This is a genomic window from Stenotrophomonas sp. pho, from assembly GCF_006228405.1.
GTDB classification, from domain to species: domain Bacteria; phylum Pseudomonadota; class Gammaproteobacteria; order Xanthomonadales; family Xanthomonadaceae; genus Stenotrophomonas; species Stenotrophomonas sepilia.
Genome location: NZ_CP029759.1, coordinates 1,567,020 through 1,591,952 on the forward strand (window position 1 = coordinate 1,567,020; position 24,933 = coordinate 1,591,952).

Consider the following 24,933-nt stretch of genomic DNA (forward strand, 5'->3'; position numbering starts at 1 on the left):
ATTGTGTGGGTGCCGACCGTTGGTCGGCACACCTTCAGTTCTTACACATCCTCGGCATCCTCCACATCCGGCCGGATCTGGCTGATCCGCGCGGCACCGGGGCCGGTGAACGAGATCAGCTGGTCGCCACGCAGCACCATGCGGCCCACGTGGCGATCGATGCCATCGTAGGAATACTCGAACTTGAAGGTGCGCTCGAAACCGAGCCGGCCATCTTCGCCACGCGACAGTCGCAGGCCGGTGGCGTGCACCGCCTGGTCCAGCCACTGCACGTCGGCGGCGCGGCAGGCATTGCGTCCCAGCTCGACCGCGCGCTCGGCGGCCGAGCGTGCGGCGTTCCAGAAGAAGTAGATGATTCCGCCGGCAATCAACAACAGCAGCAGGGTAGGCATGGCGTCAGCCGTCAGAGGTCGATCCGGCAAAGATGGCGGCGAACGTGCGCTGGATCAAGCACGGGTATCACCGCCTCGGCGGTGGCTGGCCCGTCGTCGGCGCTGCGGGCGCGTTGGCCGGTACGGCCTGCATCGGCGCTGCGGAGGGTGACGGCATCACCAATGGCGCGGTCGCGGTCAACTGCAGCAGGGCCGCCCAGTCCTGGCGGTTGAAGCTGCATTCGTCCTCGCGGCCCGGCGTGCAGCTGGGCTCGATGCCGGTGCTGTTGCGTTCGCGTGCCGGGGGCAGCTTGATCAATCCGGTACGGTCCAGCGGCAGCAGGCGCATCGCCACGGTGTTCATCACGTTGCCACCGACCAGGTACAGGGTCTGGTCGCCCCCCAGGTTGGCAGCCACCACCACTTCGCAATGCGATTTCCAGTGGCCCACCGAACCGTTGCCCAGCGCCTGCACCAGCCCGCTGTAGCTGAGCGTCGTGCTGCGGTCGCGCAGGAAGCACAGCAGATCACCTGGCGCGGGCTTGGCCGTGGCCGGGTCGACCAGCCGGTACGGCACGCCCGAGGGGCCGCTCTGGTACGCGGCACGGATGTAGTCGATGTGGCGCGGCGACGTGTTGAAGCCGGGAACGCCGGCCTGCACCATCACCCAGGAAATGAAAGCGGCCGACCACGGGTTGTCGATCAGGAACGCGCGGCAGTCGCTGTCGGTGTAGCGCGTGCCCAGTGGTGCCAGACAGCTGCTGGCGCCGGCGATGCTGCCCATCGCATTGAGCGTGCCGCTGTTGCGCCAGTAGCCGGCCACGCGCTGCCAGGCGATCAGGCCGTTGTCGGCCAGGTGATCGCTTTCGGCTTCGGTGACGCTGAGGCTGGCGGCGCGGCCATCGCGATCGATGAAGGGCCGGAACCACAACCGGTGCTCGTTGCAGGCGGTATTGCGGATGGCCACCGCCAATGGGCTCAGGCCGAAGCGGGGAGGGACATCGCAGGCTTCAGCGGCTGCGGCGGACAAGGGGGCTGCCGCGAGCAGCAGACAGGCAGGCAAGAGCATCCGGCGCATGCGCGGCTCCTGTGGGGATGCCCGCAGCGTCGCAGAGGCTGGCGTAGCCGAGCCGTGAAGGCGCCCGGGTCGTGTAGAGCCGAGCCTACGCTCGGCTCATCGCGCAAAGCGGGTGCCGGGCGCGCCGCAGATCGAGAAGCAGCCGAGCGTGGGCTCGGCTCTACAAGGTCCCGTAGGCCTCAAGCCGGCGGCGGGCCCAGCTTCAACGACAGATCGATGGCCTGCACATGCTTGGTCAGTCCGCCGATGGAGATGCAATCGACGCCATCCTCAGCGATCGAGCGCAGGCCGCCCAGGCCGACGCTGCCGGAGACTTCCAGCGGAATGCGTCCGGCGGTGATGCGCACCGCCTCGCGGCGCAGGTCGGGACTGAAGTCATCCAGCAGGATGCGTTCGCAACCGGCTTCGAGCGCCTGGCGCAGCTGTGCCAGGTCTTCGACCTCGACCACCAGTGGCAGCGCAGGCCACTGCCGGCGTGCGGCGGCCACCGCCGCGGCCAGCGAACCGGCGGCGCGGATGTGGTTCTCCTTCAGCATCACCGTGTCGTACAGGCCGAAGCGGTGGTTCTCGCCGCCGCCGCAGCGCACCGCGTACTTCTGCGCCAGGCGCAGGCCGGGCAGGGTCTTGCGGGTGTCGAGGATGCGGGTACCGGTACCGGCCACCGCAGCCACGTAGCGAGCAGTGGTGGTCGCGGTGCCGGACAGCGTCTGCAGGAAGTTCAGCGAAGTGCGCTCGGCACTGACCAGGCTGCGGCTGCGCCCGTGCAGCAGGGCCAGCACGGTGCCGGCGGTGACGGCATCGCCTTCGGCGATGTGCCATTCAATGCGCACGTCAGGGTCGAGCGCGCGATGGGTAGCGTCGAACCAGGGGCGCCCGGCGATCACCGCATCCTGCTTGCACAGCAGGTAGGCGCTGTCGGCCTGGTCGGGGAGCAGGGCGGCGGTGACATCACCGCTGCCCAGGTCCTCGGCCAGCGCGCGCGCGACATCGGCGGCGACAACGGCCGCATCCGGCGTCGGCAGCGTGCTCATGCAGCCGGGAAGTCGGCGATCTGGGCGGTCGGAATGGCTTCCTCGGCCAGCAGCACCGGGATGCCGTCGTCGACGCGGAACACCTGCTTGCGGTCACGGGTGACCAGCGCCTCGCGCAGCGGCTGCGCCAGCGGGTTGCCATCGGCCTTGGTCACCGTGCCGGCGGAAATGGCCTTGTTGAGGGCTTCCAGGCCCTTGCCATCCAGCAGGGACAGGGGCTGGCGGGTGTCCGGGGACACCAGCAGGTCGAGCAGCTTGCGATCCATGGTTCTTCGTCTTGCGTGGAAGACGGCTAGAATACGTCTTTAAGGCAGGTGACGGCCAATGACCCCCAACCCGATCGCGCCGCTTGTCGGCATCGTCATGGGTTCCCGTTCCGACTGGGAAACCATGCAGCACGCCGCCCAGAAGCTTGAAGCCCTGGGTGTTCCGTTCGAAGTGAAGGTGGTGTCCGCGCATCGGACGCCGGATGTGTTGTTCAGTTACGCCGAGCAGGCGGGCCCGCGTGGCCTGCGCGCGATCATCGCCGGTGCCGGCGGGGCCGCGCACCTGCCGGGCATGATCGCGGCCAAGACCGCCGTGCCGGTGCTGGGCGTGCCGGTGCAGTCCAAGGCCCTCAACGGAATGGATTCCCTTCTGTCGATCGTGCAGATGCCGGCCGGCATCCCGGTCGCCACCTTCGCCATCGGCAACGCCGGCGCCTCCAACGCCGCGCTGTTCGCGGCGGCGATGCTGGCCAGCGACCAGCCGGCGATCGGCCAGGCGCTCGATGCCTTCCGTGCACGCCAGACCGAAGACGTGATGGCCCACGACGATCCGCGCCAATGAGCCTGACTGTCGGCATCCTGGGCGGCGGCCAGCTCGCCCGCATGATGGTCCTGGCCGGTGCGCCGCTGGGGCTGCGCTTCGAACTGTACGACCCGGCCGCCGACGCCTGCAGCGGCCCGCTGGCGCCGCTCACCGTGGGCGCCTTCGACGACCGCCAGGCCTTGGCGGACTTCGCCGCCAAGGTCGATGTGGTCACCTTCGATTTTGAGAACGTGCCTGCCGACAGTGCACAGTTCCTGGCCGACCGCGTGCCGGTCTATCCGCCGCCGGCCGCGCTGGCGGTGGCCCAGGACCGGTTGAGCGAGAAGACCCTGTTCCAGCAGCTGGGTATTCCGCTGCCGGCCTTCGCCGACATCCGCAGCCGCGACGAGCTGGCGGCGAAGGTGGCTGAGTTCGGCCTGCCGTGCATCCTCAAGACCCGCCGCCTCGGCTACGACGGCAAGGGTCAGTTCCGCCTGCGCAGCGAAGCTGACATCGACGCCGCATGGGATGCGCTCGGTGCCCAGGTGGAGCGCACCGGACTGATCCTGGAAGGCTTCGTGGCCTTCCAGCGCGAGGTCAGCGTGGTGGCCGTGCGTGGCCGCGATGGCAGCTTCGAAGCCTGGCCGGTCACCGGCAACTGGCATGTCGACGGCGTGCTGTCGGCCAGCGTGGCACCGGCGCTGCTGTCCGACGCCGAGCAGCAGGCAGCGATCGGCTATGCCCGCCGCGTCGCCGAGCACCTGCAGTATGTGGGCGTGTTCGCGCTGGAGCTGTTCTGCCGTGATGGTGAGCTGCTGGCCAACGAGATGGCACCGCGCGTGCACAACTCCGGCCACTGGACCATCGAAGGCAGCGAGACCTCGCAGTTCGAGAACCATCTGCGTGCGGTGCTGGGCCTGCCGCTGGGCAGCACCCGCATGCTCGGCCATGCCTGCATGCTGAACTGGCTGGGCGTGATGCCCGATCCGGCGCCGGTGCTGGGTCAGGCCAGTGGCCATTGGCACGACTACGGCAAGGAGCCGCGCGAAGGTCGCAAGGTCGGCCACGCCACGTTGCGCGACGATGATGCCGCTGCATTGGCCGATGCGCTGGACCAGGTCGGCCTGGAGCTGGACCGCCAGGCCCAGGTGGCGCCGGCGGTGCACGCGCTGCGCAACCGCTGAGCCCGGGCGTGCCGGCCAATGGCCGGCACAACCTTGTATGCCTGCAACGGTGTGGCGCGCCGGTGCAGGCATCGGCGCACCATTGCCGGTGGTAGCGTGGAGCTCCTTTCACAGGAGTCACGACCATGCTCGACTGGAATGCCTACCGCAAGGAACTGAAGGGCCGCATCGGCGAGATCGGCAAGCTCTCGCCGGACACGGTCAAGGGCTACGCCACCCTGGCCAATGCCGGTGCCCAGACCAACCATCTGGATGCCAAGACCCGTGAGCTGATCGCATTGGCGGTGGCGGTGACCACCCGCTGCGACGGCTGCATCACCGTGCACGTGGACGCTGCGCTGAAGCATGGCGCCAGCCGCGAGGAAATCACCGAAGCACTGGGCGTGGCGGTGTCGCTCAACGCCGGCGCGGCGCTGGTGTACTCGGCGCGGGTGATGGACGCGGTGGCTGCGCACGAGAACGCGTGAAGCTTCATCTGTAGGGCCGAGCCCATGCTCGGCTGCTGTCCGGCCAGCCGAGCATGGGCTCGGCCCTACAGGCGGTCAGCGCAGCTGGCTTTCGGCGAATTCCCAGTTGACCATCTGCCAGAAGGCATCCAGGTAACGCGCGCGATCATTCTGGTAATCGGTGTAGTAGGCGTGCTCCCAGACATCGCAGCACAGCAGCGGGGTGCTTTCGCCGGTCAGTGGCGTGCCGGCGTTGCGGGTGGCCTGGATGCCGAGCTGGCCACCGGGGTGCTGCACCAGCCACACCCAGCCCGAGCCGAACAGGCCCAGCGCGGTGCGGTTGAATTCCTCGCGCAGGCGCTGCGCGTCACCGAACTGGCGCTTGACCAGCTCGCCCAGCCGGCCCTGCGGCTCGCCGCCGCCGCGCGGGCGCAGGCACTGCCAATAGAAGCCGTGGTTCCAGGCCTGGGCGGCCACATCGAACAGCGTGCCCTGGGCATGGCGCACGATCTCTTCCAGTGACGCCTCCTCCCACTCGGTGCCGAGAGTGCCGGCGTTGACCGCGTCAACGTAGGCGCGGTGGTGGCGGCCGTGATGCAACTCAACGGTCTGCGCGGACAGGTGGGGCTGCAGGGAGCCGGGGAGATAGGGCAGGGCAGGCAATTCGACGGGCATGGGCAGGTTCGTGGCCAGGGGACGGCGGTAGCCTGTTCCATCCGCTTACAATGGCGGCTACCGTGGGCAGTCTAGCCGACCATCACGGTCGGTTTGTCCGGCGAAGCAAGGAGTGTGGTTGTGGCGGTAATGCAGCAAATCCAGGCCGAGGTCGATCGTTACCCGCTCGTGCTGTTCATGAAGGGCACCCCGCAATACCCGATGTGCGGCTTTTCCAGTCGCGCCGTGCAGGCGTTGATGGCAGCCGGCGCCGTCACCCTGCGCACTGTCAACGTGCTCGAAGAGCCGGAGATCCGCGCCAACCTGCCGCGCTTTTCCAATCTGCCGACCTTCCCGCAGCTGTTCATCAACGGTGAGTTGATCGGCGGCTGCGACATCGTCATGGAACTGTTTGAATCCGGCGAGCTCAAGCGCATCGTCGAAGAGGCGACCCAGGGATGAGTGCCTGGCCGTCGACGTCACCGACTGACGGGGCGATCGATGGCCGCCCGTTGCAGGATCGCGTCGTACTGGTCGCCGGCGCCGGGGGAGGGCTGGGCAGTGCCGCGGCGGTCGCCGCAGCCGCAGCCGGTGCCACCGTGGTCCTGCTGGGACGCAAGCCGCGCCGGCTGGACCGGGTCTATGCCCAGGTCCAGGCGGTCGGTCCGGAACCGCTTCTGTACCCGCTGGACCTGGAAGGCGCCAGCCCCGATGACTATGCCGAACTGGCCCAGGCCCTGCAGCGCGAGCTGGGGCGGCTGGATGGACTGCTGGTATGCGCCGCGCATTTCCCCGGGCTGACTCCGTTTGAACTGGCTGACCCGGCCAGTTTCGCCCGTGCGGTCCATGTCACCCTGACCGCACCGGCCTGGCTGGCCCAGGCCTGCCTGCCGCTGCTGCGGCAACGCGAGGATGCCGCCATGGTGTTCGCGGTCGATGCCCCCGACCGGGTGGGGCAGGCCTATTGGGGGGGTATGGCGTAGCCCAGCACGGCCTGCGTGGCCTGATCGCCAGCCTGCACGATGAACTGGGCCGCAGTCCCGTCCGGGTCAGCGGCCTGTACCCAGGCCCCCTGCGCACGGCGCTTCGGGCCCGCGCCTATTCCGTGGACCAGGACCCGGCTGCGCAAGGCCCGGAAGCCGCGGCGGCCGCCGCGGTGACCCTGCTGTCCGCCGCTGGGAGCACCTGGCGCGGGCAGATTCTCGATGCCAGTGAGACGCCCCGGGAAAGGTGAGCCCTGTGGAAAGGCGGAGTGAAGAGCCCGTCACGATTGCGTTGCGAACCGGTGCCGTTTGTCGCACAACCGTCACATTGATGGCGTAGCGTGTTAATCTAGTGTTAACCGTTAGGGCTGCCTTCAGCCGAGCGGTAGGGAACCCCAGATAACTCTCCGATCAGCCACCCGCAGGGCTGCTTGGATGCGCTTTTTTTCCGCCATCGCCAACTCGCATCGAGGCTACCGAAAAATGACCCACCCACTCCGGATGTCCAAGCTTACCCTTGGTCTCGTGGCTGCACTTGCTGCCGCTCCCGCCTTCGCCCAGAGCAGCACCTCCGCCGGTGTCGGCGGCCAGGTGATGTCCGCTGCAGGCCAGCCTGTCGCCGGCGCTGAAGTCACCATCACGCACACCGAGTCGGGCACTGTTTCGCGTGCCACCACCGATGCGTCGGGCCGATACAACGCGCGCGGCCTGCGCGTGGGTGGTCCGTACACCATCACCATCACCAAGTCCGGTGAAGGCACCAAGACCGAGGAAGGTGTCTACCTGAACCTGAACCAGGTCAACACCGTCAACGCCAACCTGGGCGGTGACCTGGCTGCAACCAACCTGGACGCGGTGAACGTTGTTGCCACCGCCGGCGGCCTGGACCTGTTCAGTGCCAACAAGATGGGCACCGGCACCAACGTGACCCGCGAAACGATGGATGCGCTGCCGTCGGCCAGCCGCAACATCCAGGACTACGTGCGTCTCGACCCGCGCATCTCGCAGGTCAGCAAGGCGGACGGCGCGATCTCGGCCGGCGGCCAGAATACCCGTTACAACGCCATCCGCATCGACGGCATCAGCGCCTCCGATCCGTTCGGCCTGGGTTCCAACAACCTGCCGACCGAGCGTCAGCCGGTGTCGATGGACGCCATCCAGGAAATCAACATCGACCTGGCCAACTACGACACCACCATCGCCGGTGGCACCGGCGCGGTGATCAACGCCGTGACCAAGTCGGGTACCAATGAATTCCACGGCACCGTGTACGGTTCGTACCGCGACAAGGACATGGTCCGCTCGCGCCTGGAAGGTGACAAGCAGGACTTCAACGGCTTCGAGGACGAGAAGACCTACGGCATGACCTTCGGCGGTCCGATCGTCAAGGACAAGCTGTTCTTCTTCACCAACTATGAAAAGTACGAGCGCTCGGCTGCCGGCGTCGCCCTGAGCGACACGCCGATCGGCCGTGGCACCATCACCCAGCAGCAGATCACCGACGTCCAGAACTTCCTGGGCAAGCTGGGCTACGACCCGGGCAGCCTGGCGGCGCCGAACAGCAAGACCGAGATCGAAGAGTATGCGGTCAAGCTGGACTGGAACATCAACGAGAACCACCGTGCGGCCCTGCGCTACAACAAGATGGAGCAGAACGTCGTTCGCTTCCCGCAGGTCAGCAGCAGCGCCATCTCGCTGAGCAACTTCTGGTACCAGCAGCCGACCCAGTACGAAACCTGGATGGGCGAACTGTTCAGTGACTGGTCCGAGAACTTCTCGACCGAGTTCAAGGTCTCGCACAAGGATTACTCGGCCAACCGCGTCCCGCTGGTGGACATGCCGCAGATCCGCATCAAGTCGGGCAACGATTCGCTGTACGTCGGTACCGAACAGAACACCCACGTCAACATCGTCGAGTCGAAGGAACTGAGCGCCTTTGGTGCCGGTACCTGGTACATCGGTGACCACACCGTCAAGTTCGGCTTCGATTACTCGAAGAATGACCTGATGAACTTCTACGGCCGCAACCTCAACGGCGTGTACGAATTCAACAGCGTCAACGATTTCCTGGCGGGCAAGGCTTCGCGCTACCAGCTGCGTGCTCCGCGCGCCGATGGCAGCCGCAGCGACATCCCGGCCGACTTCACCCTGAAGAACACCGGCGTGTTCGTGCAGGACACCTGGGCGATCAACTACAACCTGAACCTGATGTTCGGCGTGCGCATCGACATGCCTGACTTCAGCACCCAGCGCCTGTACAACCCGCGCATCGAGCAGCTGTACGGCTTCAACAACACCAAGCTGGTCGACAAGAACCTGGTGCAGCCGCGCGTCGGCTTCAACTACACCTTCGACAGCGATCGCCCGACCCAGCTGCGCGGTGGCGTGGGCCTGTTCGGCGGCGCCGCCCCGAACGTGTGGCTGGCAGGTGCCTACCAGAACACCGGCCTGAACTACATCGAGTACGACGAGCGCAGCATCCCGGCCGGTGCCTTCACTCCGGACGGCAACAACCCGTACATCCCGGCCGGTGGCCCGGCTTCGGCCCGTCAGAACGTCGACATCATCGCGCCGGGTACCCGCCTGCCGTCGGTGTGGAAGGCCAACCTGGCGTTCGACCATGAGCTGCCGTGGTACGGCATCGTCGCGTCGGCCGAAGTGCTGTTCACCAAGGTCAAGGACGGCATCTACTTCGACCGTCTGGACGTGTCGGCGCCGACCGCCTTCGGTCAGGATGGCCGCGCGATCTACTGGAACGCCGCTGGCCGCAACCAGGCCAATACCCGTATCGACAAGGGTGTCGACTACGGCATGTCGACCGGTACCAAGGGTGCGGTTGACCGCGCCAACCGTCCGTCCGACATCGGCGACGTTCTGGTCCTGCGCAACACCGACAAGGGCCGCGGCACCCAGGCCACCTTCTCGCTGGCCAAGCCGTTGACCGAGAACTGGGGCTGGTCGCTGGGTTACACCTACACCAAGTCCACCGAAGTCAGCCCGCTGTCCAGCTCGCAGAACACCTCGAACTGGAACAACACGCTGATCTTCAATGCCAACGAGAACGTGGCCTACAACTCGCGTTATGCGATGAAGGACCGCGTCACCGGCACCCTGGAGTGGAAGCACAACTTCTTCGGTGACAACGCCACCCGCGTCGGCCTGTTCTACGAAGGCCGTTCGGGCCGTCCGTACAGCTACATCTTCTACAACGATGCCAACGGCGACGGTGCTGCCACCAACGACCTGTTCTACGTGCCGAAGGGTCCGGGCGACGTGCTGTTCACCGGCGGTGCCGCGATGGAGAAGCAGTTCTTCGACTGGCTGGCGCAGAACCCGGAACTCGATGCCTACCGTGGCAGCGTGGTCCCGGCCAACCGCCACCGCGCCTCGTGGGTCAACAGCTTCGACGTCCGCGTCAGCCAGGAATTCCCGGGCTTCATGAAGGGGCACAAGGGTGAAGTCGCCCTGGACATCATGAATGTCGGCAACCTGCTGAACAAGAAGTGGGGCCTGATCGACGACTACGGCTTCTACTCGACCCGTCGCGTTGCCAACTACGCAGGTATCGATCCGGCCACCGGCAAGTACGTGTACTCCTTCACTGGTTCGACCGACAACCCGTCGGTGCAGGAAAACAACAACGACAAGGGCAACACCGCCGTGTCGCGTTGGTCGATGCAGCTGACCCTGAAGTACAAGTTCTGATCCATCAGCGCTTGAAGCGGTAAGTGGAAACGGCCGGGGAAACCCGGCCGTTTCCCGTTCAGGCGAAAGTCCTTGCAGGGCGTGGGGCAACGGCGTAGCATCCAGAAATGTGCGCGGTGCCAACGCCGCCGATGCGGTCCCGGAATGGCGGACGCGGGTGGCACACATCCAACGGTCGGGTTTCCCGGCCGTTTTGCTTTTTAAGGGGGCGGCAGTACAGTCGGAAACCTTGAAGGAAGCGAAAAATTGGATATGACCACGAACGAAAAATCGGCCCGTGCACTGCCGGTGCAGGATGCCCGGATCTACCCGCGCGGTGGGCTGGATGTGCTGTCGCGGGCCGAGGTGGCCCGCCTGCGCGATGCCTCCGCCGGCGGCATGCATGAGCTGCTGCGCCGCTGCGCGCTGGCCGTGCTGACCAGCGGCAGCGCCTCGGACGATCCGCGCGCCGCGCGCGATCTCTACCCTGATTTCGACATCCAGGTGGCGCAGCAGGATCGTGGCGTGCGCATCGATCTGGTCAACGCGCCGGCGATGGCCTTCGTCGACGGCGAGATCATCCGCGGCGTCGCCGAACTGCTGTTCGCCGTCGTGCGCGACCTGGCCTACATGGCCATCGAAATGGGCCCGGCCTACGCGGCCGAGCTGGAGTCATCCGAGGGCATCACCAACGCGGTGTTCGGCCTGCTGCGCAACGCGCGCATCCTCAATCCGGGTGATCCGAACCTGGTGGTGTGCTGGGGCGGACACTCGATCTCGCGCGACGAATACCTGTACACCAAGCAGGTGGGCTATGAACTGGGCCTGCGCGGCCTGGACATCTGCACCGGCTGTGGCCCGGGCGCGATGAAGGGCCCGATGAAGGGTGCCACCATCGCCCACGCCAAGCAGCGCCGTACCGTGACGCGTTACATCGGCCTGACCGAGCCGGGCATCATCGCCGCCGAGTCGCCGAACCCGATCGTCAACCACCTGGTGATCATGCCGGACATCGAGAAGCGCCTTGAGGCCTTCGTCCGCATCGGGCACGGCATCATCGTGTTCGCCGGTGGCGTCGGCACCGCCGAAGAGATCCTGTACCTGCTCGGCATCCTGCTGCGCGAGGAGAACAAGGACCTGCCGTTCCCGCTGATCCTGACCGGCCCGACGGTAGCGGCGCCGTACTTCGAGCAGATTGATCGCTTCATCCGCCTGACCCTGGGCGATGCGGCTGCCGAGCGCTACGAGATCATCATCGGCGACCCGGTGGCGGTTGCGAAGAAGATGGCCACTGGCATCAAGCGCGTGCGCGAGCGCCGCCTGGCGCAGAAGGACTCGTTCTTCTTCAACTGGTCGATCGAGATTCCGTGGGAGTACCAGCAGCCGTTCGTACCCACCCACGAAGCGATGGCGGCGTTGGACCTGCACCACGGGCGTGCCCCGCACGCGCTGGCGGCCGACCTGCGCCGCGCGTTCTCGGGCATCGTCGCCGGCAACGTGAAGGAAGACGGCATGCGCCGCATCGAGCAGTTCGGGCCGTTCCAGATCCACGGCGACCCGGACATGATGCAGGCGCTGGATGCGCTGCTGCGCGCCTTCGTCGAACAGCGCCGGATGAAGATCTCCGGCGAGTACCAGCCCTGCTACCAGGTGCTGGCCTGAACCCGGGCCGGCGCGATGGGGATCGCGCCGGCACTGGCAGGGAAGGGCGGGTCGTCAAGCCTTTGACGCCCGTCGCCCCGGATTGACCGTTCATCCTGCCGCCGCTTGCCGGTGGCGGGGCGATGGCCCATCGTGGCCACCAACACGCTGGGGAGCGTTCAATGTCTTTGCGCCGGCAAAACGGCTTCACGCTGGTTGAACTGATGGTCACGCTGGCCGTCTTCGTGGTCCTGGCGTCGATCGCCTATCCGAGCTTCCGCGGCATGATCCGCTCGAACCGGCTGGCGACCGCCAACAACGAGCTGATCGCGCTGGCCAACCTGGCCCGCAGCGAAGGCATCCGCAACAGCAACGGTGGCGGCGTCTGTGGCAGCGCCGATGGCAAAGCCTGTGATGGCGACTGGTCCAAGGGGGTACTGGCCTGGTCGGACCTGGATGGCGACGGCCAGATGGGCAGCAATGACGTCGCGCTGCGCTTTTCACAGGGCAATCCGCAGCTGAGCGTAGTTGGCCCGCCGGGCGCGGTCATCGCCTTCGACGGGCGCGGCCGGCGCAGGGCGGTCGCCGATCAGACGCTGGTGCTGTCGCCGGATGCGTGCAAGGCCGGCGAATCGAAAAGCACGTTGACGATCAACCAATCCGGCCAGGTCCGGGTGACCAAGGGAACCTGCTCATGAGCCGCCGCAACCTGGCCCACCCGCGTTCGTCGCAGGGGGGCTTCAGCCTGATCGAAGTGATGGTGGCGGTGCTGATCCTGGCATTCGGGCTGCTGGGCTTCGCCCTGCTGCAGACCACCAACGTCCGCTTCGTGCAGAGCGCGAACTACCGCACCCAGGCGACCAACCTGGCCAACGACCTGATCGAACTGATGCGCGCGCAGCGCACCGACACCCTGGCCGGTGGCGCCTATTCCTCGGCCTCGTTCTCGGCCGGCTCGGTGAAGCCCAGCGGCGCCTGCGCCTGGCCGACCGGCGCCGCCGTGACGCCGCAGGCGAACGTCGCGCGCTGGCAGTGCGAGGTCGCACGCACGCTGGGCGAGAAGGCCAGCGCACAGGTGACCTTCGTGCAGAGCACCGGCGAGGTCACCGTGGCCATCAGCTGGGGTGACCAGCGCTGGGATCCGAAGGACCCCGACAGCCTTACCACCTTCGGCCTGACGACCTTCCTGTGAACATGCCCATGAGTCCAATTTCGCGCACCCGAGGCCTGTCGCTGATCGAACTGATGATCGCCATGGTCATCGGCCTGGTCCTGATGCTGGGCGTCACCCAGATCTTCATCGCCTCGCGTGCGGCATCGCGCCTGTCCGAAGGTGCGGCCCGTACCCAGGAGAACGCGCGCTTCGCGCTGGACTTCCTGCAGCGCGACCTGCGCATGGCCGGCCACTTCGGCTGCGTCAACGACCAGGCCCATGTGGTCAAGAACACCGGCGATGTCGGTTATCACCTGGGCATCAGCTCGGGCAGTGGCGACCCGCAGGATTTCTCGGTTCCGGTGCAGGGGTATGAGGCAGCAGGTACGGCGCCGGGCGCCACCCTGACCCTGGGCCGCGCGTGGAGCGCGGCGCAGTCGGTGCCGAAGAGCATCGCCAACCTCAAGCCGGCGCCACTGCCGGGCAGCGACATCCTGGTGCTGCGCCTGATGAGTCCGGAAGGGGCCGTGGTGACCGGCATCTCCGTGGCCGCGGGCGCGACCACGCTGACCGTCTCCAGTGATGGCATGGCCCGTCTGAAGGCCAACGCCGCAGGTGCGCCGACGGTCTTTGGCATAGCCGACTGCACCCGTGCCGACGTGTTCCCGGCCACCATCAGCGGTTCGACGGTGAAGGTGGACAAGGTCGACCTGAGCAACTATTCGATCAACAACGCGATGACCATGCTGTATCGCGCCGATGGCATGGCGTACTACATCGCGACCAATCCCAATGGCGAGCCGGCGCTTTACCGGGCACGCGCGAATGGCGCCGGCGGCTACGCCGATGGCGAGGAGCTGGTGGAAGGCATCGAGAACATGCAGTTCCTGTACGGACTGGATGCCACCCCGGATATCGCCCTGCCCACGCCGCCGACCGGTCGCATCGTCGACCAGCGCGTGGCCAGTGCGGTCAGCACCGGTACCGATGCCACCGCCGCAGGGCAGTGGCGCCGCGTCGGCATGGTGCAGGTCGGCCTGCTGGCGCGCAGCCCGCAGCGTGCGTCGGCCGAGGCGCCGGGCAGCGCGGCCACCTATCCGGCCATCCTCGGGGTGGGCTTTGCCCCGGCCAATCCTTACGACCAGCGCCATCGGGGCGCCTATGAAGCGTCCGTTGCGCTGCGCAACCGCTTGTTCGGGAACTGACGACCATGCGCACTCATCCTTCCTCCCGACGCCGTCCCTTCGTTGCCCAGGCACGACAGCAGGGTGCCGTTCTCTACGTCGCGCTGATCATGCTGGTGCTGCTGGCCCTGCTGGGCGTCATCGGCATGCAGGTGGCCGGCATGCAGGAGCGCATGGCGGCCGGCTACCGGGCGACCAACATGGCGTTCCAGAACGCCGAAGGCGCGGCACGCAGCGCCGAGAACGCGGTGGAGAACATCGCCAATCGCAAGGATGCCGGTGCCAATCCGGCCGTAGCGTCCGCCGACATCAGCCAGCAGTGCGATGACGGCTTCGATCCGTCGGCCTGGGTCGCGAAAACCAAGCTGGGCAGCAAGCCGGCCATCTATGTCCGTGAGATCCAGGGTTGCATCCAGGGGGAGGGTGCGCTGGACATGGGCAAGTCGGTGGAGAAGCCAACGCCGGTCTACCAGATCACGACCTATGCCGGTGATACCACCAGTGATGCGACGTCGCGTGCGGCGATCGATACCGTATTCAAGCTGTGAGGGTGGGGAACCCATGAACACTCGCAACCGCAGGATCCTGGCAGGCGTTGGCCTTGCCGTGTTGGCCGCTGGCGGCTATCTGGCGCATACCTTGTTTGCCGCACAGGCGCAGGGCGTGCTGGCACAGGAGCCGATGAACGTGCAGACCCGCGCGACACCGGCGTTCATCATGGCGGTGGACGATTCGGGTTCGATGAACTTCGAGCGCATGTTCCCCGGCGGTGACGGCCGCATGCGCTGGAACAGCAACACCAACAGCTTCTTCAACAACGACGGAAGCTTCTTCAGCGTGGGCTCGGCGTGTGCCAACAACTCGGTGGACTGTTACCTCTACCTTTACCCGCACGCGGAATTCAACAAGGAATATTCACCGGGCCGGGCCATTCCGCCGTTGGACATCTACGGTTTCGCGCGTTCGCATGTCTACAACGCCAGTTACTTCAATCCGGCAGTGACCTACCGGCCGTGGACCAATGCCGACGGCACGCTGTGGCCGAATGCCTCGATCACCCAGACCCGCGCCGATCCCCGGTCCGGGCAGCGCGGCTACAATGCCGTGTACAACATGACCGTCAATCGCGCCGAGACGTCGGAGAAGTTCCAGTTCGTCAGCGGCATGCGGATTCCCGACCTGTCCGGCACCGGCAATGAATACTATGTCGACAACTGGTGGGATGGCGGGTGGAAGACCGCTGCGATCAGCAACACCGGCAATACCACATACGCGATCAGCTACTTCCCGGCCACCTTCTACCTGCCGGCCGCAGCGCCTGCACCGGACGGATACAAGACCGACGACGCCAGTCGCCCGGTGATCAAGGGTGCCTGTGGTCCGGGCTGCGACATGCGCCGCTACCAGATCAAGCCGGGCAACTACTCGAGCCCGGCCGCCTACAACGCCGCGATCCAGAATTTTGCCAACTGGTTCCAGTACCACCGCAACCGCGTGCTGGCGATCGTCGGTTCGTCGACTGCGGCGCTGGTGAGCGTCGATACGATGCGCGTGGGCTACTTCACCATCAACAAGCTCAGCAACGCGACCATGTATGACATGGTCACCAATCGTGCCGATCTCTACAAGCAGATCTACACGCTCACCGGCAATGGCGGCACGCCCAACCGCCGCGCGGTTGAATATCTGGTCGACCAGTTCCGTCGTACCGATGCCGACGCCCCCGTGCAGCTGGCCTGCCAGCGCAATGGCGGCATGCTGTTCACCGACGGCTACACCAACTCCGGCAATGCACCCAACGGATCGTTCGGTGATGCGGACTCGGTGAATTCCACGCACCTGCCGTCCATTCCGTTCGCCGATGGCTACAGCAATACCATCGCCGACATCGCGGCGGCGGCCTATGCCGGCGCCCGCACACCCCTACGCACCGGCACCAGCTTCCCGGCCGGCCAGGTGCCGGTCAGTGACAAGTGCAGTTCGCTGGACAAGAGCAGCCCGGACTGGAAGCGCCTGGACTGCCAGACCGACCTGCACATGAACTTCTACGGCGTGACCCTGGGCGCGCAGGGCAAGATCTATGGCGTCAACCAGGCAGCGACCGACGATCCCTACAAGAACCCGCCGAACTGGGCTGGCAACGGCAACCCGCTGAATGTCGACGACGGTACGGTCATCGATGAACTGTGGCACGCGGCCGTCAACAGCCGTGGCGAGTTCATCAATGCGCAGACGCCGGCCGACGTCACCGAGGCCATGCGCCGGGTACTGTCCTCGATCACCGGTGGTGCGTCGCCTTCAGGCACGATCGGTATCAGTGGTGCACGCATCGGTACCGGCTCGTTGGCGGTCACCCCGCGTTATGACATCACCAACAGCGGCACTGATTGGTCGAGCAAGCTGACCGCGTCCAGCGTCAAGGTCAACGCCAACCAGGTGGCCGAGCTCACCGAGGTATGGGAAGCCTCCAGCCGCCTGACATCGTCCGGCCGCCGGATCGTCGCCAACAAGCTGGGTTCGCCCGTGGATTTCAACAGCGCCCGCATCAGCCTGCAGGACCTGTGCAGCAAGCCTGACGGCAAGTACGCGACGATGCTGGTGTGCTCCACCGACAAGCTGACGGCGATCAAGGCTGATCTGGCCAGCGCGATCAACTATCTCAGTGCCGACAGCTCGACCGAAGTCCGCAACGGTGGCAAGTATCGTGACCGCACCACGCCGCTGGGTGACATCGTCAATTCGGCGCCGGTGGTGAGCTCGCCGCTGGACGACTACGGTTACCGCCAGTTGGGTGGCACCTACGCAAAGAGCTATACGGACTACCTGGCCACCAAGGCCAAGTTGCAACGGTACATGGTCTATGTCGGCGCCAATGACGGCATGCTGCACGCCTTCGACGGCGGCATGAAGGCCGATGCCAAGCAGGACGGCACCGGTGGCACGGAGAGCTTTGCCTACATCCCGGCCACCGCGCTGGGTCACATGGCCAACCTGCTGTTCCCCTACAAGTCCGACACGGCCGACCAGACCTTCCGTCATCGTTACTACGTCGATGGTCCGGTGACGGTGTCCGATACGTTCAACGGCACCGCCTGGCAGACCAGCCTGGTAGGCACCACGGGTGCGGGTGGCCGTTCGGTGTTCGCACTGGACGTCACCACGCCGGGCAGCTTCGGCACCGGCAACGTGCTGTGGGAAATCAGTGACATCAATTCGTCGCTGCGGGATGAGGTGCGCAACAACATCGGTTTCGTGCTGGGCAAGCCGGTGATCGTGCCGGTGAAGAGTGGCACCGGCGTGGCCTGGAAGGCGATCTTCGGTAATGGCTACGGCAGCGCCAATGGCAAGGCGGTGTTGTTCGTAGTCGATATGGCCAGTGGCGACATCCGGATGATCGAAGCCGTCGAGGGTACCTCGGGCGCTGGCATCTCCGGTGACAACGGATTGGGCAATGTGGTCGTTGTCGATCGTTGGACCGGTACCAACCAGGATGCGCGCGGCCGTGATGGCCTGGCCGACACCGTCTATGCCGCCGATCAGCGTGGCGCCGTGTGGAAGTTCGACCTGACCAGCAGTGCGAATACCACGTTGACCGTGCCGATGTTCACCAGCCAGGTTGCCCGGGACTCCTCCAACAGGACCTACCGTCAGCCGATCACCGGAGGCATGACCGCCGCGACCGGTCCTTCGGGCGGCGTGATGCTTTACTTCGGCACCGGCAGCTTCTCCTTCACCAGCGACAAGGATGACAAGTCGCAGCAGGCGCTGTACGCCGTGAACGATCTGTCGGGCAAGACGGTGACCTCGACGGTGACCGCTGCCAACCTGGTTCCGTACACGGCCGCGGCCGCCGCTGCAGGCGTTGATGAGCGCAAGATCACCGCGGGTGCGGCGCCGGCCAACGCCCGCGGCTGGATGATCCAGCTGCCTGCCGGCAACGGTGAACGCGCAGTAGGTAACCCGATCCTGGTCAGTGGCATTGTCTTCATGCCGACCTATGTACCCAACATGGAAACGGTTGGTTGTTCGACCAGTGGTTCGAACTGGCTGTTCGGGTTGTCGTCGATCAGCGGCCTGCCGATGCTGGAGAACGTCCGTTATGGCTCGCCGACCGGCAGCCGACCCGCCTCCGGCACCGCGGCCATTGCATTGAAGACAGGAGGAACCGCGCCGGTGCGTGACGTTTCGCTGTCGGTGTTGCCACGTCCGACGGACAACAAGGCACCGCCCGGTGGCAGCTCCTGCTGGATGGCGGTGGGTGCTGCGGGCAGCCAGTCGCTGTATCTGCCTTACCCGTGCGGTCGCCAGTCCTGGCGCCAGCTCCAGTAACCCAAGTGCGAGGATCCACGCCCATGTTGCACACTCCCATGCCTCGCCGCGCGGCTGGCTTCACGCTCATTGAATTGATGATCGTGGTGATCGTCATCGGCATCCTGGCGGCGATCGCCATTCCGTCTTACCAGGAGTACGTGCGCCGATCGCATCGCGCCGTGGTGAAGGCGGACCTGGCCGAGTATGCGCAGCGTGCGGAGCGCTACCACACCAGCAACAACTCCTACACCGGCTACGCACTGCCGACCAAGGTGTCGCCGCGTGATGGAGGGACTGCGCGCTACAACCTGGATTACAAGGGAGACGGCACCAGCTTCACCATCACCGCCACCCCGCAGGGCACGCAGGCCAAGGACAGCTGTGGCAAGTTGAGCGTGGACCAGGCCAACCGCAAGACGGCCGACGGTGGCGTTGCCAGCTGCTGGTGAAACAGGTGTTGATCTTCCTGTAATCGACCAGTACAATGCGCCTCCCCGCCCGAATAGCTCAGCCGGTTAGAGCACTTGACTGTTAATCAGGGGGTCGTTGGTTCGAGTCCAACTTCGGGCGCCAGATACTGCAGAAGCCGCGAGAAATCGCGGCTTCTGCTTTTCTGCGCAGGCATTCAGCAGGGTGTATCGCGGTTCACACGCTCACTCCGGGCGCGGCCGCCATTGTTGACGATCAATGCGCCATGCAGCTGGTTGCCCGCGCAGATGCGCAGGGTCAGGTTGGCCCCCGGGCTGCGTCCATCTGCCTGGAAGAACAGCAGCGGACGCCCGCTGCTGGCCTGGGCAAGGATCGAGACGTCCGAGCGCCCGGTGTGGTGGCTCAGGATCGCCTCCGGCGAGGCAGGCTCCCCGCGCTGGTCGCCGCTGCGGTAGATGATCCAGCCGGCGCTCCAGTCGTCACTGCAGTGCCGGCCGTCGACACTGGCGCAGAGGCCGATCAGCTCCCGTCTGCGCACGGCCTCGCTGCGTGCGCCGGACAGGCTGGCATGCAGGGTCAGTTGCAGTGCATCGGCGCGTTGCCGCAGCAGCAGGGGCTGCAGCGCCGGCCAGGACGCGGCCAGCAGCACCGCCAGCACAGTGATGACCACCAGCAGTTCGGTCAGGTGCACGCCCCGCGCAGAGCGGGGGCCGAGCGGGCAGGGGGCTTGGGCAGTGCGCATGCATCCAGCCTCCGCGCCCGGCTGTGCGGCCGCCATCGGGAATCCCCGTAGCGGTCTGCCCGGAGACCCCTCAGCCGGCCGTCACCCTCGCCCCGTATACTGACCCTTCCCGGGAACTGGCAACACCATGAGCGACAGTTTTGAACTTGTCTCGCCGTATTCGCCGGCGGGCGACCAGCCCAACGCCATCGCGAAGCTGACCAGCAACTTCGAGGCCGGCATCGCCAAGCAGACCCTGCTGGGCGTGACCGGCTCGGGCAAGACTTACACCATCGCCAACGTCATCCAGAACGTTCAGAAGCCGACGCTGATCATGGCACCGAACAAGACGCTGGCGGCGCAGCTGTATGGCGAGTTCAAGGCGTTCTTCCCGCACAATGCGGTGGAGTACTTCGTCAGTTATTACGACTACTACCAGCCCGAAGCCTACGTGCCGTCGTCGGACACCTTCATCGAGAAGGACAGTTCGATCAACGAACACATCGAGCAGATGCGGCTGGCCGCGACCAAGACCCTGCTGTCGCGCCCGGACGCGATCGTGGTGGCCACGGTGTCCGCGATCTATGGCCTGGGTGCGCCGGAAGACTACCTTTCACTGCGCCTGATCCTGTCAAAGGGCGAGCGCATCGACCAGCGCGACCTGATCAACCACCTGACCCAGCTGCAGTACACGCGCAATGAGTACGAGCTGCAGCGCGGTACCTTCCGCGTGCGCGGCGAAGTGATCGACGTGTTCCCGGCCGAGTCGGACAGCGAAGCACTGCGCCTCGAACTGTTCGATGGCGAGGTCGAGAAGATCACCCTGTTCGATCCGCTCACCGGCGAGACGCTGCGCAACATGCAGCGCTTCACGGTCTACCCGAAGACCCACTATGCGACCACGCGCGAGCGCGTGCTGGCGGCGATCGAGACGATCAAGGTAGAGCTGAAGGAGCGGCTGGAGCAGCTCTACGCGCAGAACAAGCTGGTGGAGGCGCAGCGCCTGGCGCAGCGCACGCAGTTCGACCTGGAAATGATGGCCGAGGTCGGTTACTGCAACGGCATCGAGAACTACTCGCGGCACCTGACCGGCAAGAATGCCGGCGAGCCGCCACCGACCCTGTTCGACTACCTGCCGCCGGATGCGCTGCTGGTGATCGACGAATCGCATGTGACCATTCCGCAGATCGGCGCCATGTTCAAGGGTGACCGCTCGCGCAAGGAAACCCTGGTTGAGTTCGGTTTCCGCCTGCCGTCGGCGCTGGACAACCGCCCGCTGCGCTTCGAGGAATGGGAGGAGCGCTGCCCGCGCAGCATCTACGTGTCGGCCACGCCCGGGCCCTATGAACTGCGTGAAGCCGGTGACGAGATCACCGAACTGGTGGTGCGCCCAACCGGCCTGATCGATCCGGTGGTGGAGATCAGGCCGGTCGGTACCCAGGTCGACGACCTGATGAGCGAGGCCAACGCGCGCATCAAGGCGGGCGACCGCGTGCTGGTCACCACGCTGACCAAGCGCATGGCTGAAAACCTCACCGAGTACCTCACCGAACACGGTATCCGCGTGCGCTACCTGCACTCGGACGTGGATACGGTCGAGCGCGTGGAGATCATCCGCGACCTGCGCCTGGGCAAGTTCGACGTGCTGGTCGGCATCAACCTGCTGCGTGAAGGCCTGGACATGCCCGAGGTATCGCTGGTGGCGATCCTCGATGCCGACAAGGAAGGCTTCCTGCGCTCCACCGGCTCGCTGATCCAGACCATCGGCCGCGCCGCACGCAACGTGCGCGGCAAGGCGATCCTGTACGCCGACAAGATCACCCGCTCGATGCAGGCGGCGATCGATGAGACCGACCGGCGCCGTGCCAAGCAGGTCGAGTACAACGAAGAACATGGCATCGTGCCGCGCTCGGTGGCGCGCCCGATCGTCGATGTCCTCGAAGGCGCGCGTTCGGATGCCGCCGAGAAGGAAGCCAAGAAGGGTAAGGGCAAGGGCCGGGCGAGTGTGGCCGAAGAAGCGGCCGACTATCGTTCGCTGTCTCCGGCGCAGCTGGCGACCCGTCTCAAGGCGCTGGAACAACAGATGTACCAGCACGCCAAGGACCTCGAATTCGAGGATGCCGCACGGGTGCGTGACCAGATCCGGCAGCTGAAGGAAGCCAGCCTGGGCTGAACGTGGCAGTGCAGCATCATCTTCACAAAAGTGTTGCGCTTCACGGCCCGCATCCGTAATATACGCGGCCTGCACCGACGCAATCGCGGAAATGCAGAAGCAATACGGGCGGTTAGCTCAGCGGTAGAGCACTACCTTGACATGGTAGGGGTCACAGGTTCGAACCCTGTACCGCCCACCACGAAGTCCTCGGAAGAGGGCTGTCGTGAACTGCAAAGCCCGGCCCTGGCGCCGGGTTTTTACGTAACAAGGCCAGCCTTCGGGCGGCAAGAACAAGATGGGCGGTTAGCTCAGCGGTAGAGCACTACCTTGACATGGTAGGGGTCACAGGTTCGAACCCTGTACCGCCCACCACCTGCTCCCGGCGTTGCCGGTGAAGTGGTGGAAACGATGAAAGCCGGCCCCGGGGCCGGCTTTTTTCGTTCCGGGGAGCCTGGCGTTCCCGCGAAGCTGCATCCGTGCCGGTTCAGTGGCATGAAATCAGTCGGTAATGCTGATCGAACGCTGGATGCGCCACTGGCCGTCGACGCGTTCCCACAGCTGCGCCACACCTACCCGGGCCAGCGCAGGATGAGGGCTGGCGCCAGTGTCGTCTGTCGATTGCTGGCTGCCCAGCCGCAGCACGCGGTCCTGGCGCAGGTGATAGAGCTGAAGGGGCTGCGCTTCATGCATGGCCTGCCGATCCTCGGTGCGCAGGATCTGGCTGCGCAGGGCATCCTCGGTGGGCCCGCAGCCGTCGCCGAACAGGCTGGAGAACAGCAGGATCAGGGCAAGCATCGGCATGGCACGGTGCTCCAGCGGGAAAGTGCGTGCAGGCTGGCATGGTCGGCCGGGCACCGCAGCCGGCCTGCGACGAAGGCGGGGATTGGGCCGCCAAAGGCAGGCAGATGGCGATGAATCCGGGCCGCGCAGGCGTAGACTCGGCGCAACTGCGCAACTGCGCAATTACTGCAAGGAACTGCCGCATGAGTGATCACGTCCCGGTGTCCAGGCCCAATCCGCTCATGGAACGCCTGTTCGGCGGCAACATGCTGGAAGGCACGTTCAAGGCAGTGATCTGGGTCGCAATCCTGAGCGCGCTGCTGGCGTGGACCACGCTGCGCTGAACGACGCTGCCGCGCCGGGCCTGCCGGGTGGCGGGACCTGCTGACCCGATGACTCCCGCTGCCACCGGTGCGGCGGCAGTGCCTGTGCGGGTGCTGTCAGGCGCTGAAGGCCTGGCGCAGGCTGCGCAGGGTGGCCTGACGATGTTCCCTGGCCGTTGGCTCGCCCATCTCCAGCTCCTGCAGGCGCAGTCCGACCAGAGTCATCGACAACGCATAGCCGCGTGCCGCGTCGGCAACGCGTGACAGGCCCACTGCACGGCGGGCCAGTGCATTCACATGTTCAAGGTCGGGCATCAGTCCCAGATAGGCGCGTTCTGCGCTGTCCAGGTCCGGTGCACGCAGGATCGCGTGAGCGTCTGCGGTGGGGAAGACGGAGGCCATGGGGTCCTTGTCCGTAGCGGGGCGCTCGTTCAGAACGAGCGCATCAGGGAAATGAAGGCCGAGGTCTGCGTGCCGCGTCGTGCCATCGGGCTGTCCTTCACTGCGTCGCCGAACCACTGGTTGGCCACCACGCCGGTCGCGCGCCACTTCATGCCCAGTGGCGTGCTGACCGCGATCTGCAGACTCGGTGAGGTGGCACTACCCGGACGGTAGCTGGCAAGGCCTGAGCGCAGTGCCTCTTCGTCACTGATGCCGTAGTAGTAGTCGAGCAGCCGTGCACTGGAATGCACGACACCCACCCGCGGCACCCAGGTGAAGCGGCCTGCCTGGATCGGATGGCTGTAATGCAGGCGCGACTCGATACCACCGCCATGGCCGGTCACGTCCCGCATCACGCTGGCCTCGACCATGCCCCAGTCGGCACTGTACTCACCGTTGATGCCCGCCATGGCCGACATCTGCCGGCTGTGCAGGCGGCGCAGCTGAGCATCATTCACGTCGCCGGTCTTGAAGCGCAGGGTGTAGGGCGTGACCGCCGCCGACAGCCGCCACCCCTGATCCTTGTAGAGGTACATGCCAAGTGAGCCGGGGCTGGCGAAGAAGCGCTCGCCCTGCCAGGCGATGGCCGGTACCACCAGCGGTTTGACGTCATAGTGCGCGTACGCACCGGAGGTCGCGCCAGCGCTGATACCGGCCTGCACGCCGGGGTTCTGCCCGGCAGCATGGGCGAGCAACGGCACGCCGAGGGCCGTGGTGAGCAGTAGCGGGCGCAGCAGGTGCGGGGACAGCGACGGCATCGATCAGCCACGTTGCAGGGGATGGCTGCGCATGGTGACGGGGCAACATTGTCAGAACATTGCGCCCGCGCGTTCGGCATGCATGGGCGCAAAATCACGGCGCCAGGCACTATGATCGGCAGCGTTTCCGGTTGACGAGTCCCTGATGCGCATCCTCCTGGTCGAAGACGATCCTGATCTGTCCCGCGCCCTGCAATCGGGCCTGGAGCGGCAGGGCGTGGTCGCCGATGTGGTCGGCAGCCTGGCCGAGGCCGCGCTCGCCTTGCGCGAACCGGTGCACCAGCTGCTGCTGCTCGATCGCCAGCTGCCCGATGGCGATGGCGCCGGATTCGTCGCCTCGGCGCGTGCGCTGCGGCCGAACCTGGCGGTGATCATGCTCACCGCCAAGGGGACGCTGTCGGACAAGGTCGAAGGCCTGGACGTCGGTGCCGATGACTATCTGGTCAAGCCGGTGGCGATCGAGGAACTGATGGCACGCATCCGCGCGGTATCGCGCAGGCCTTCGACGATGGTGACGCCGAGCCTGCGGCTGGGGCGGCTCGAGTTCGATTTCGAATCGCTGCAGGCACAGGTGGAGGGCCAGCCCCTGGCATTGCCACGTCGGCAGGTGCTGGTGCTGCAGGCGTTGGCGATGCGGCAGGGCCGCACGGTTACCCGCAGTGCCCTGGAGGCTGCAGTGTACGGGTTCGATGATGAGATCCAATCCAATGCACTCGATGCGCATATCTCCAAGCTGCGCAAAGCGCTGCAGCAGGCCGGGGCGGGGGTGGAGATCCATGTGATCCGCGGCGTCGGCTACCTGCTGGCGGAGGCCTGA

At 65.9% G+C, this 24,933-nt stretch carries 24 protein-coding genes, 3 tRNA genes and 1 pseudogene; 19 read left to right on the forward strand and 9 right to left on the reverse strand.

Annotated elements, in window-relative coordinates; all coding sequences use genetic code 11:
• Nucleotides 1-41: 41 nt before the first annotated feature.
• The 4 genes from DL544_RS07335 to DL544_RS07350 form a co-directional block, all read right to left on the reverse strand.
• Nucleotides 42-392, reverse strand: a complete 351-nt coding sequence (locus DL544_RS07335) for a DUF3301 domain-containing protein (protein ID WP_005415950.1) — start codon at nt 390-392, stop codon at nt 42-44.
• 67 nt (nt 393-459) lie between these two features.
• Nucleotides 460-1,449: a DUF2272 domain-containing protein gene (locus DL544_RS07340; protein WP_139726946.1), complete on the reverse strand. Its 990-nt coding sequence runs from the start codon at nt 1,447-1,449 to the stop codon at nt 460-462.
• A gap of 179 nt (nt 1,450-1,628) precedes the next feature.
• Nucleotides 1,629-2,480: a carboxylating nicotinate-nucleotide diphosphorylase gene (nadC, locus tag DL544_RS07345; RefSeq protein WP_005415952.1), complete on the reverse strand. Its 852-nt coding sequence runs from the start codon at nt 2,478-2,480 to the stop codon at nt 1,629-1,631.
• A complete protein-coding gene (locus DL544_RS07350) occupies nt 2,477-2,746 on the reverse strand; it encodes a Trm112 family protein (RefSeq protein ID WP_005415953.1) in 270 nt (89 codons plus the stop codon). The genes nadC and DL544_RS07350 overlap by 4 nt, the downstream gene beginning before the upstream one ends.
• A gap of 58 nt (nt 2,747-2,804) precedes the next feature.
• Here DL544_RS07350 and purE point away from each other — a divergent pair, with 58 nt between their 5' ends.
• The 3 genes from purE to DL544_RS07365 all read left to right on the forward strand — a co-directional run bounded on the left by purE (nt 2,805) and on the right by DL544_RS07365 (nt 4,920).
• Nucleotides 2,805-3,308 carry a 5-(carboxyamino)imidazole ribonucleotide mutase gene (purE, locus tag DL544_RS07355; protein WP_005412808.1) on the forward strand — a complete coding sequence of 168 codons (504 nt, stop codon included), beginning with the start codon at nt 2,805-2,807 and terminating at the stop codon, nt 3,306-3,308.
• The gene (locus tag DL544_RS07360; protein WP_065177382.1) at nt 3,305-4,453 is read left to right on the forward strand and encodes a 5-(carboxyamino)imidazole ribonucleotide synthase; all 1,149 of its coding nucleotides are present in this window, start codon (nt 3,305-3,307) and stop codon (nt 4,451-4,453) included. The genes purE and DL544_RS07360 overlap by 4 nt, the downstream gene beginning before the upstream one ends.
• Nucleotides 4,454-4,578: 125 nt before the next feature.
• Entirely contained in the window at nt 4,579-4,920 is a 342-nt protein-coding gene (locus DL544_RS07365; RefSeq protein ID WP_005415955.1) for a carboxymuconolactone decarboxylase family protein, read from the forward strand.
• Between the two features lie 75 nt (nt 4,921-4,995).
• Here DL544_RS07365 and DL544_RS07370 read toward each other — a convergent pair whose 3' ends face one another.
• Nucleotides 4,996-5,574, reverse strand: a complete 579-nt coding sequence (locus DL544_RS07370) for a superoxide dismutase (RefSeq protein WP_061478549.1) — start codon at nt 5,572-5,574, stop codon at nt 4,996-4,998.
• A gap of 120 nt (nt 5,575-5,694) precedes the next feature.
• Here DL544_RS07370 and grxD point away from each other — a divergent pair, with 120 nt between their 5' ends.
• The 11 genes and pseudogenes from grxD (at nt 5,695) to DL544_RS07425 (ending at nt 19,082) form a co-directional block, all read left to right on the forward strand.
• Nucleotides 5,695-6,015 (forward strand): Grx4 family monothiol glutaredoxin, encoded by a 321-nt coding sequence (gene grxD / locus DL544_RS07375; RefSeq protein WP_005415957.1) that lies wholly within the window; start codon nt 5,695-5,697, stop codon nt 6,013-6,015.
• Nucleotides 6,012-6,787: pseudogene (locus DL544_RS07380) on the forward strand (SDR family NAD(P)-dependent oxidoreductase). Before grxD ends, DL544_RS07380 begins: the two are co-directional and overlap by 4 nt.
• 232 nt (nt 6,788-7,019) lie before the next feature.
• On the forward strand, nt 7,020-10,241 hold the full coding sequence (locus DL544_RS07385) for a TonB-dependent receptor (RefSeq protein ID WP_072166746.1): 3,222 nt from the start codon (nt 7,020-7,022) through the stop codon (nt 10,239-10,241).
• 252 nt (nt 10,242-10,493) lie between these two features.
• Nucleotides 10,494-11,882, forward strand: coding sequence for a nucleotide 5'-monophosphate nucleosidase PpnN (gene ppnN / locus DL544_RS07390; RefSeq protein WP_139726947.1), 1,389 nt, complete (start codon nt 10,494-10,496; stop codon nt 11,880-11,882).
• 161 nt (nt 11,883-12,043) lie between these two features.
• Nucleotides 12,044-12,559, forward strand: coding sequence for a pilus assembly FimT family protein (locus tag DL544_RS07395; RefSeq protein WP_005415961.1), 516 nt, complete (start codon nt 12,044-12,046; stop codon nt 12,557-12,559).
• A complete protein-coding gene (gene pilV, locus DL544_RS07400) occupies nt 12,556-13,053 on the forward strand; it encodes a type IV pilus modification protein PilV (protein WP_111202162.1) in 498 nt (165 codons plus the stop codon). Before DL544_RS07395 ends, pilV begins: the two co-directional genes overlap by 4 nt.
• 8 nt (nt 13,054-13,061) lie before the next feature.
• Nucleotides 13,062-14,219, forward strand: a complete 1,158-nt coding sequence (locus tag DL544_RS07405; RefSeq protein WP_065186108.1) for a PilW family protein — start codon at nt 13,062-13,064, stop codon at nt 14,217-14,219.
• 5 nt (nt 14,220-14,224) lie between these two features.
• Nucleotides 14,225-14,746: a pilus assembly PilX family protein gene (locus DL544_RS07410; protein ID WP_032954069.1), complete on the forward strand. Its 522-nt coding sequence runs from the start codon at nt 14,225-14,227 to the stop codon at nt 14,744-14,746.
• Between the two features lie 13 nt (nt 14,747-14,759).
• Nucleotides 14,760-18,527 (forward strand): pilus assembly protein, encoded by a 3,768-nt coding sequence (locus DL544_RS07415; RefSeq protein WP_065186109.1) that lies wholly within the window; start codon nt 14,760-14,762, stop codon nt 18,525-18,527.
• Nucleotides 18,528-18,550: 23 nt separating this feature from the next.
• Nucleotides 18,551-18,958 carry a type IV pilin protein gene (locus tag DL544_RS07420; protein WP_005415966.1) on the forward strand — a complete coding sequence of 136 codons (408 nt, stop codon included), beginning with the start codon at nt 18,551-18,553 and terminating at the stop codon, nt 18,956-18,958.
• Nucleotides 18,959-19,005: 47 nt separating this feature from the next.
• Nucleotides 19,006-19,082: transfer RNA gene (locus DL544_RS07425), tRNA-Asn, on the forward strand.
• Between the two features lie 52 nt (nt 19,083-19,134).
• Here the strand turns inward: DL544_RS07425 and DL544_RS07430 are convergent.
• Nucleotides 19,135-19,680 carry a GspH/FimT family pseudopilin gene (locus DL544_RS07430; RefSeq protein ID WP_065186110.1) on the reverse strand — a complete coding sequence of 182 codons (546 nt, stop codon included), beginning with the start codon at nt 19,678-19,680 and terminating at the stop codon, nt 19,135-19,137.
• A 127-nt stretch (nt 19,681-19,807) separates the two neighbouring features.
• Between DL544_RS07430 and uvrB the strand changes: the two genes are divergently transcribed.
• From uvrB to DL544_RS07445, 3 genes are all read left to right on the forward strand, one after another.
• Nucleotides 19,808-21,832: an excinuclease ABC subunit UvrB gene (gene uvrB, locus DL544_RS07435; RefSeq protein WP_005415968.1), complete on the forward strand. Its 2,025-nt coding sequence runs from the start codon at nt 19,808-19,810 to the stop codon at nt 21,830-21,832.
• 106 nt (nt 21,833-21,938) lie between these two features.
• Nucleotides 21,939-22,013: transfer RNA gene (locus DL544_RS07440), tRNA-Val, on the forward strand.
• A gap of 98 nt (nt 22,014-22,111) precedes the next feature.
• Nucleotides 22,112-22,186: transfer RNA gene (locus DL544_RS07445), tRNA-Val, on the forward strand.
• Nucleotides 22,187-22,312: 126 nt separating this feature from the next.
• On the opposite strand, the gene DL544_RS07450 is transcribed toward DL544_RS07445, so the two are convergent.
• Nucleotides 22,313-22,615 carry a hypothetical protein gene (locus tag DL544_RS07450; RefSeq protein ID WP_139726948.1) on the reverse strand — a complete coding sequence of 101 codons (303 nt, stop codon included), beginning with the start codon at nt 22,613-22,615 and terminating at the stop codon, nt 22,313-22,315.
• A 182-nt stretch (nt 22,616-22,797) separates the two neighbouring features.
• Here DL544_RS07450 and DL544_RS21240 point away from each other — a divergent pair, with 182 nt between their 5' ends.
• A complete protein-coding gene (locus tag DL544_RS21240) occupies nt 22,798-22,938 on the forward strand; it encodes a hypothetical protein (protein WP_171955946.1) in 141 nt (46 codons plus the stop codon).
• 96 nt (nt 22,939-23,034) lie between these two features.
• Here DL544_RS21240 and DL544_RS07455 read toward each other — a convergent pair whose 3' ends face one another.
• Complete coding sequence (locus DL544_RS07455; RefSeq protein ID WP_005415971.1) at nt 23,035-23,319, reverse strand: hypothetical protein; 285 nt, start codon at nt 23,317-23,319, stop codon at nt 23,035-23,037.
• 29 nt (nt 23,320-23,348) lie between these two features.
• Complete coding sequence (locus DL544_RS07460) at nt 23,349-24,116, reverse strand: MipA/OmpV family protein (protein WP_005415972.1); 768 nt, start codon at nt 24,114-24,116, stop codon at nt 23,349-23,351.
• Nucleotides 24,117-24,261: 145 nt separating this feature from the next.
• Between DL544_RS07460 and DL544_RS07465 the strand changes: the two genes are divergently transcribed.
• Nucleotides 24,262-24,933, forward strand: a complete 672-nt coding sequence (locus DL544_RS07465; protein WP_139726949.1) for a response regulator transcription factor — start codon at nt 24,262-24,264, stop codon at nt 24,931-24,933.

Coding starts and splice junctions, on each gene's coding strand:
- pilV (WP_111202162.1), top strand. CDS start 12,556: ATGAGCCGCCGCAACCTGGCCCACCCGCGTTCGTCGCAGGGGGGCTTC.
- DL544_RS07430 (WP_065186110.1), bottom strand. CDS start 19,680: ATGCGCACTGCCCAAGCCCCCTGCCCGCTCGGCCCCCGCTCTGCGCGG.
- DL544_RS07410 (WP_032954069.1), top strand. CDS start 14,225: ATGCGCACTCATCCTTCCTCCCGACGCCGTCCCTTCGTTGCCCAGGCA.
- DL544_RS07405 (WP_065186108.1), top strand. CDS start 13,062: ATGAGTCCAATTTCGCGCACCCGAGGCCTGTCGCTGATCGAACTGATG.
- DL544_RS07395 (WP_005415961.1), top strand. CDS start 12,044: ATGTCTTTGCGCCGGCAAAACGGCTTCACGCTGGTTGAACTGATGGTC.
- DL544_RS07340 (WP_139726946.1), bottom strand. CDS start 1,449: ATGCGCCGGATGCTCTTGCCTGCCTGTCTGCTGCTCGCGGCAGCCCCC.
- DL544_RS07450 (WP_139726948.1), bottom strand. CDS start 22,615: ATGCCGATGCTTGCCCTGATCCTGCTGTTCTCCAGCCTGTTCGGCGAC.
- DL544_RS07360 (WP_065177382.1), top strand. CDS start 3,305: ATGAGCCTGACTGTCGGCATCCTGGGCGGCGGCCAGCTCGCCCGCATG.
- DL544_RS07370 (WP_061478549.1), bottom strand. CDS start 5,574: ATGCCCGTCGAATTGCCTGCCCTGCCCTATCTCCCCGGCTCCCTGCAG.
- DL544_RS07460 (WP_005415972.1), bottom strand. CDS start 24,116: ATGCCGTCGCTGTCCCCGCACCTGCTGCGCCCGCTACTGCTCACCACG.
- DL544_RS07455 (WP_005415971.1), bottom strand. CDS start 23,319: ATGGCCTCCGTCTTCCCCACCGCAGACGCTCACGCGATCCTGCGTGCA.
- uvrB (WP_005415968.1), top strand. CDS start 19,808: ATGAGCGACAGTTTTGAACTTGTCTCGCCGTATTCGCCGGCGGGCGAC.
- ppnN (WP_139726947.1), top strand. CDS start 10,494: ATGACCACGAACGAAAAATCGGCCCGTGCACTGCCGGTGCAGGATGCC.
- DL544_RS07420 (WP_005415966.1), top strand. CDS start 18,551: ATGTTGCACACTCCCATGCCTCGCCGCGCGGCTGGCTTCACGCTCATT.
- DL544_RS07350 (WP_005415953.1), bottom strand. CDS start 2,746: ATGGATCGCAAGCTGCTCGACCTGCTGGTGTCCCCGGACACCCGCCAG.
- DL544_RS07415 (WP_065186109.1), top strand. CDS start 14,760: ATGAACACTCGCAACCGCAGGATCCTGGCAGGCGTTGGCCTTGCCGTG.
- DL544_RS07465 (WP_139726949.1), top strand. CDS start 24,262: ATGCGCATCCTCCTGGTCGAAGACGATCCTGATCTGTCCCGCGCCCTG.
- nadC (WP_005415952.1), bottom strand. CDS start 2,480: ATGAGCACGCTGCCGACGCCGGATGCGGCCGTTGTCGCCGCCGATGTC.
- DL544_RS07365 (WP_005415955.1), top strand. CDS start 4,579: ATGCTCGACTGGAATGCCTACCGCAAGGAACTGAAGGGCCGCATCGGC.
- DL544_RS07335 (WP_005415950.1), bottom strand. CDS start 392: ATGCCTACCCTGCTGCTGTTGTTGATTGCCGGCGGAATCATCTACTTC.
- purE (WP_005412808.1), top strand. CDS start 2,805: ATGACCCCCAACCCGATCGCGCCGCTTGTCGGCATCGTCATGGGTTCC.
- DL544_RS21240 (WP_171955946.1), top strand. CDS start 22,798: ATGAGTGATCACGTCCCGGTGTCCAGGCCCAATCCGCTCATGGAACGC.
- DL544_RS07385 (WP_072166746.1), top strand. CDS start 7,020: ATGACCCACCCACTCCGGATGTCCAAGCTTACCCTTGGTCTCGTGGCT.